Source organism: Alkalithermobacter paradoxus, from assembly GCA_002029295.1.
Taxonomy (GTDB): domain Bacteria; phylum Bacillota; class Clostridia; order Peptostreptococcales; family Peptostreptococcaceae; genus Alkalithermobacter; species Alkalithermobacter paradoxus.
Genome location: MZGW01000016.1, coordinates 1 through 6876, shown reverse-complemented (window position 1 = coordinate 6876; position 6876 = coordinate 1). Strand labels below are relative to the sequence as shown.

Genomic DNA, 6876 nt, shown 5'->3' with positions numbered 1-6876 from the left:
CTTTAGACAATAGTAAAACTGTCAATACAGAATGTGGTAATGAAATAGCAACTGTAAGAAGTACCAATGAAACGTAATAGACATATATATTTTTTTTAATACGTGGCTCTACTACTATTTTCATTACATCCACAATATTCACAATTTTCATCGTAAGCGTCAAAGAATCGACGTATAGAAATAAAAAACAATACTTGATACAATAAATCCAGTAGAGGTTAGTTACCTGCTCTACTGGATTATCTTTTTTATTGCTTGGTTTTAATTTTTAAATCCTCAGGCAGATCCTTTGAATTAGGTAATATTTTTAGTAAACTTTCCTTATCGTTGGGATCTATGTTTGAGTAGCTATCGATTAAGTATAGCAGGTACTTTTCAACAACTAAATCATTATTTTTAGCGGTTTCTATTAGACTATATAATAAGGCACTGGACTCTGCACCTTTGGTTGAAGCTGAGAATAACCAATTTTTTCTCCCCATTACAAAGGGTTTTATAGAGCGTTCCGCTGAGTTGTTATCTATCTCTAATGATCCATCTTCTAAAATAGCTTTTAGACTTGGCAAAAGGGGTTTTGTGTATGCTAAAGCTGCTCCAAGGGGACTTCTTGGAACTACATTTTCAATCTCTTCATCTACATATTTTATAAACTCTTCTATAATTGGCTCGGATAATTCCTGCCTTCCTTTTTTACGAAGTTCATAGTAATTTTCTTCTTCACTATGCTTATCTCTGAGATTCTTTTCTATATCATAAAGTTTGGCACAATAATTAAACCCTATTAATGCTCTTGAAGTCTTTAGGGCTTCTTCATCTAAATGTACTATTATATCGTGGAACTTTCTTCTAATGTGGGCAAGGCAGTATATTCTTTTTATATTTTCAACCTTGTTATAACCGGCGTAGCCATCAGTCTGGAGGTTTCCGGAAAACCCACTTAAAAATCCTTTAGGGCAAGACCCCGACCTTGTCTTTTGATAGTCATAAATGACGATAGGACTATCTTTATCTGGGGACTTATAGAGCCACATGTATTTTTGTTTCTTTGACTCTTTCCCCTTATCATCTAAGACTTTTACCACTGTTTCGTCAGCCTGGATATAGTCTCGTTTTAGGAGTTCTTCCTTAAGTAGCTGGTAGATTGGCTGTAGCTCTATGGCTGTGGCAATAATCCAATTTGAAAGGGTTTGCCTTGAAAGGTGGGCACCCATCATTTTGAAATAGCTTTCTTGCCTATATAAAGGCATAGCATAATGATATTTTAAATTGATTACATGACTAAGAAGCTCGTTAGAGGCCATGCTTTTATGGAGCAGGGTTCTTGGAGCCTTTGTAGTTACTATATTAGCCTGTTCATTATTCTCTTCACAGGTTTTACAAGCGTAGCTGTAGGTTATATGCTCTTCTACATATAGCTTCGCTGGCATGTACTTGAGAATTTCTTTAGACTTAGTACCTATAACTACTAAGTCACTTGAGCAGTCCTTACAGGATTGTTGGTCTTCATCTAATTTATGCTCAATAACTACTTTTTCTAGATTGGCTAAGTTATCTTTCTTCCCTGTATTTTGAGAGGGCTTAGTTCTCTTGTAGGTAATCTCTTCAACAGTAGGCTCTTCAGCTTTTAAGTTGCTATGATTTTCAGCTTCATCAAAGAATGATAGTTGCATAGCACTTGTCTGTTCAGTGGAAGAACCAAATATTCTTCTATTTTTATTAAGAATTTGATTTTTTAGATATGCCAGTTCATTTTTAAGGTGGCTATTTCTTGATCCTTGGATTCAAGCTCTTCTTCCATCTTTAAAATCAACTCTTTAGTTTTTTCGTCAAGCTGGTTTTCTAAGTTTAAGTGACTCATTTTTCTATCCTCATTTTCTTTTTTTTCATGAAATAATTATACCATAAATTCATTGAAATTTAAACATTTCATATGGTTTTATGGTATCTTTTTTAAAAACAATTTCTCGCTTCAATAGGTTTGAATTTTGAACCAGTTCTTACTTCATACCCCTTTAGTAGCCATTTTAATTCTTCTTTGGAAACCTTAAGAGCTTCTGCCTTTGACATAGGCCACTTAAACTTACTTCTTTCTAATCGATGGTAGTATAGCCAAAAACCATCATCAAAATGCAATATCTTAAGCTTATTCATCTGCTTATTGCAAAAAACAAACAGGGCTTTTTCAAAAGGATCTAGCTTAAACTGGGTCTGTACTATCAAACTCAATCCATCTATGTTTTTCCTAAGATTAGTTATCCCACAAGCCAAATATACCTTATCTACCTGGTCTATATTTAACATGATTCCATAATCATTCCAAGAATATTTGTTAGAGCTGCTCTATCATGACTTGGTATATGAATCTTAGCCTTGCCTATTTCTATTTTAATGCTTGAGGTTAAACTCGAATTAGATGGAATAGCATCTTCTTTAAAATCAATAGCATGGAATACAGGGGTAACTCTCTTTTTGGCTGCCTTTCTCTGATAATAGAATTAATGAGGACTTATATTATTCTCTTTACAGAAGGATTTGATTGTCCCTTTGTATGTAGCGAACTTCGATAAGATATCCTCCCAATCAACAGCTACCGCTTTATTAGCCAAACAGATCACACTCCTTAGAAGTTTATTATCTGTAGTTTAACAAAGCTGATAGTTGAAGTATAGGCGGAGATTCTTTGACGCTTACAAAACACCTGCCAATATCTTTAATATAAATATAAATTAATTGTGGATTCATTGTACTAACCACACCCTTTTGAAATTTTTAGTAAGCATAAAAAATTATGAATACTAATAGTTATATTCATAATTTATATTAAACTTTTTGTTGAAATTTACAGAACATTCTCCTAACTGCAATACTCCAAGCCTCAGGTTACCAGTAGTTTAATCTAATTTTCTTATGCCCAACCTTTCAATTCGGCTTATTTCACTTTGAATTACTCAACATAGCTTAAATTTCCAATTTTTAATTTCATTACCTCATAAGTACAATATTTCTATAGTGCCATACTTTATGAACGATTAACCAAATCTTTAATCTAATAGCTATAAGCATTGTTATTCACTTATTTTTTCTACACCAACCCACCATTTCCCTCTAAATCCCACAAAATAATTCAAATGTTTTTATGTATATAGGTTAACGCTAATCCACCTTAACAGATACTCCTTCCCATATTTGGGACGAAAAAATAACCATCCCTGACAATACAAAGTTTGATCCATACTGAAAGCAAGAAAAACTAAAACGACCATAGCCCAATGGAATATCGGGGTCTAGTCGCTTAATTGAGTATTTATTAATCCTACGGTCTACTTGACAGGGAGTAGTACGTAAGCAATATAGGGTTAGTCCATTAGGCGTTTAATCTAAGCACTATATAGTTTTGTTTGGCGGAGCTTATGGTTGTATTGTTTTACTATTTACATAATTCTGCCACCAAGTTGAATTATTTACTGATGTATTAGCACCCGACTCATTAAATTTATAAACGTAATACCCAAGTTTCATAAGCCATCGTTCATATGTTATAGAAGAAAGCCTTAAATTATCATTATAATGTACATACTGTTGTGTTTTTGTTGGCGTATTTGGCAATATAATTCTTCCAGAAGCACCAGGAAAAGATACATACCTGAATGAATTAGTTTCCCTACCTTGGCTATCGTATGTATATGTATATTTTTGCCAGTATTCTTCCCATCTTTGGAACTCTGCTAACGGAACCCATTTACTTCCATCATAGGCCTCTCCAATCTTTTTTAATGTTCTGTTATTAAACTGAGAAACACTTTCTACTTGATGTGAATTTGTTACAGCATTGCTTATTACTGCATCTCCAGCACCTAGTATAAATCCACCCACTGGATTAATAATAAAACCAATTACTGCTAATGTTAAACCTTTTAAAAGATTCCAAGTTCGCTTAGATATAGAATCTCTAATTACCCATGAACTAACACTAGCGTTCCCCGTAACAATTCTAGTAGTTCCTGGATCTATTGGTATCTGTAGTATTGTGAAGTCATCATCACTTTTACTTTGCGTATTGTTCTTTGAGAATAACTCTTCTAAATCTCTACCTTCATATTTCCTACCATCAGGCTTTTGAATGTAAATAACTTGTGGATTATTTAGACTATAGTCTTTTTGATACATTTCAATATCTAAATCGAAGTAACCTTGTTTTTTCTCTGGCAACTCATATTTTGCTCCAGTTACAGCAAAGACAAATGTATTCGATAGTAAAACTAAAATAACTACCAACGATAATATTCTTTTCATTTTTTTCTATCCCTTTAATGTATTATTTGTAATTTATTTTTATTGTTTCTTTTTGGATCTCGCCATCCCCTTGTCTCCATACTATTTCAATCGAACTTTGAGATAACAATCTAAGGATTTCTTTCCTATTACCATTTAAAAAATTAAAGTTCTGCAATGGTATATCTGGAAGATGCTTTGCTTGGGTCTCACTAAATGAATAGATACTAGTTAATTCAGGCGAATTAACATGATCAATTGATAGTTTCTCATCTAGGTTCCATATAACTTCTAATTCTAAACTATTATCTGGATAAAACTTCGGATATAAAGTAGGTCTAAATATATATATATCCTTATTATTTTGCATAAAAGCTTCAATTCTCCAATTATTAGATTCACCAAAGTTCATTATGATATTTGAAGAATTAGAAAAATGATAATATGTATATATAGCTACAATAAGTATTGTTAACACTCCTATAAATAGCATAATTTTATTTTTCAATGTTACACCTCCTTTCTATTAGTATTATAGCCTTGAGCATAACTCAAAGACCTTGATTTTACTAGCCCGATAGGGCCACAATTTTTTTATCACTCAAATTTATGTCATAGGATTTCCTCTCTTTTTGTCGAATTATATTATATAACCACACATAATACAAAAACAATAAGGAGGAAATCTCTATGTACCAACGTCAAGAAATATTTAATATAATTGAACTTTTTACTTCTCAAAAGCTTATCAATTTTTATACCAAAATCTTTGATAACCTTGATTTATCTATATTACCAGATAAGATTCCTTCTAAATATGGTTCTAATGGTTATTCTCGCCATGCTCTTTTTAGAGCCTTTATTGTTATGAAATGTGAGAAGTTCGCCAAAATTACTGACCTAAAAGATTTTTTAGAAAATAATCTAATCATTGCTCAGCTTTGTGGTTTTAATATTCTTAAGTCTTTGCCTTCATATTCAGTTTTTCAGAGATTTGTTAAAAAATTATCTAACTCTTATCTTAAGGAAATCATGAAAAATCAAGTTAATATTCTTAAAGAACTAGGATTTATTGACAACAACTTTATATCAGTTGATGCAACACCTGTTAAAGCTAACACTAAATTTAATAATCCTAAATGCTTCGCAAATAACAAGTTTTCTAAAAACAACCATCCTTCTTCTGATAAAGATTGTAAATTAGGTGTTCATACTGCTAATAACTCTATGAATGTTCAAGTTCTAGAAGATAAACCCAATAATTCAAAGAAAAAAAAGGTAGTTATATTATCGCTGATAAGGGCTATGATTCAAAGCAAAATCATGATTTTATTCGTAATACCCTTAAAGGTCATGCTTTCATTGCATTAAATAAACGCAAAAGAAAATCTAATAAATTAACATCCACAGGTAATATAATATGCTATGCTGGATTAGCAATGCATAAAGATGGCAAACAATATTTTGATTCCTATATTAAACAAAAGTTTTGCTGTCCTTTTAGAACTTCTAAAGATGATTCTTTATGTCCATGTAACCACGAAAAATTCTTTAACGGTAAGAAAAACAGAGGTTGTGTAAAATACATAAGTATTGGCACTGATTATAGATCTTCTATAAATCGTGATTCTATATTTTTCAAGAAAATATACAGTCTTAGAACTGAATCTGAAAGATACAATTCTAGATGGAAAAATCTAAATACTGAGCAAGCTTTTGTTAAAAATATTGACTCTGTTTCTAATCTAAATACAATCGGACATATTTGTCTTTTATCTATTGCAATTGCTGCTATAAAATCTGGCTGTGTTGATAAATACAAATCCCTATCGGGATTAAAAAGAACAGCTTAACCTAATTTATATTAAAAATTTTAAGCATCAATTTTATCAAGGGGATAGTCTGCCCTTTTTTTGTTTCTTTCATTTCTATTTAACTTCCATTTTAGATAGTTAAGCTATTCTTAGTAAAAATTGTAATAATTTAACTTTTGTTGTTTTATTTTTTATTTAATTATGCTCATATCTATTTGTATACTTTTATATATTCTGTTTTAAATGTAAATTTCCTGCATAATTTGGTGAATTTCTTCAATTTGATCTTACAAAAACAAAAATGCCTATAGTTTAAAATTAAACTATAGGCATTTCAGTTTGTAGACAAAACAATCTGCCCGAAAGGGCAAATATTTTAACTTGCATGAGAAAATATCCTGTAATTTGGAAATATGTATTTTCCTAACAAAAAAAGATTGCAAAAAGAGCTGGCTTTTGGAGTTTTTCCACTTCCAATTTGCCAGCTTTTTTAAATTTAGACATGCGAAAGCAAGCAGGGTCTGCATTCGAACTTTATCTATTCCTCTAAGAGTTGTATAACGCAGTCCATGCTTTTCTTTTAAATCAGCAAACACTCTTTCAATCGTTTGTGATCTCAATGCATACACTTTTTTATTATAATTAGTATGCCTTAGGTGCTCGGCTTCTTCTAAATATTCTTCCCAAACATGTCTAGATACTACCTTTTTATTGTTTTTACTATCAGTACATTTGTGTAAAAACTCGCATTTTGAACAAACATTAGAATTTGATATATACTCTTTATAGC

The 6876-nt window shown here is 31.3% G+C and carries 7 protein-coding genes and 1 pseudogene; 2 read left to right on the top strand and 6 right to left on the bottom strand.

Features of this window, described 5'->3' with window-relative positions:
• Positions 1-248: 248 nt before the first annotated feature.
• The 5 genes from tnpC to CLOTH_RS10125 form a co-directional block, all read right to left on the bottom strand.
• Complete coding sequence (tnpC, locus tag CLOTH_RS10140) at positions 249-1703, bottom strand: IS66 family transposase (protein WP_331722089.1); 1455 nt, start codon at positions 1701-1703, stop codon at positions 249-251.
• 29 nt (positions 1704-1732) lie between these two features.
• Complete coding sequence (locus CLOTH_RS10850) at positions 1733-1858, bottom strand: hypothetical protein (RefSeq protein ID WP_331722087.1); 126 nt, start codon at positions 1856-1858, stop codon at positions 1733-1735.
• Between the two features lie 92 nt (positions 1859-1950).
• Complete coding sequence (gene tnpB, locus CLOTH_RS10135; protein ID WP_079413684.1) at positions 1951-2301, bottom strand: IS66 family insertion sequence element accessory protein TnpB; 351 nt, start codon at positions 2299-2301, stop codon at positions 1951-1953.
• 1107 nt (positions 2302-3408) lie between these two features.
• The gene (locus CLOTH_RS10130) at positions 3409-4293 is read right to left on the bottom strand and encodes a hypothetical protein (protein ID WP_079413682.1); all 885 of its coding nucleotides are present in this window, start codon (positions 4291-4293) and stop codon (positions 3409-3411) included.
• 22 nt (positions 4294-4315) lie between these two features.
• Positions 4316-4780, bottom strand: a complete 465-nt coding sequence (locus CLOTH_RS10125; RefSeq protein ID WP_079413680.1) for a hypothetical protein — start codon at positions 4778-4780, stop codon at positions 4316-4318.
• A 182-nt stretch (positions 4781-4962) separates the two neighbouring features.
• Between CLOTH_RS10125 and CLOTH_RS10845 the strand changes: the two genes are divergently transcribed.
• Both CLOTH_RS10845 and CLOTH_RS10840 read left to right on the top strand, forming a co-directional pair.
• A complete protein-coding gene (locus CLOTH_RS10845) occupies positions 4963-5643 on the top strand; it encodes a transposase (protein WP_331722086.1) in 681 nt (226 codons plus the stop codon).
• Entirely contained in the window at positions 5559-6125 is a 567-nt protein-coding gene (locus CLOTH_RS10840; protein WP_331722088.1) for a hypothetical protein, read from the top strand. The genes CLOTH_RS10845 and CLOTH_RS10840 overlap by 85 nt, the downstream gene beginning before the upstream one ends.
• 425 nt (positions 6126-6550) lie before the next feature.
• Here the strand turns inward: CLOTH_RS10840 and CLOTH_RS10115 are convergent.
• Positions 6551-6876 (bottom strand): annotated as a pseudogene (locus CLOTH_RS10115) (transposase); the annotation flags it as partial.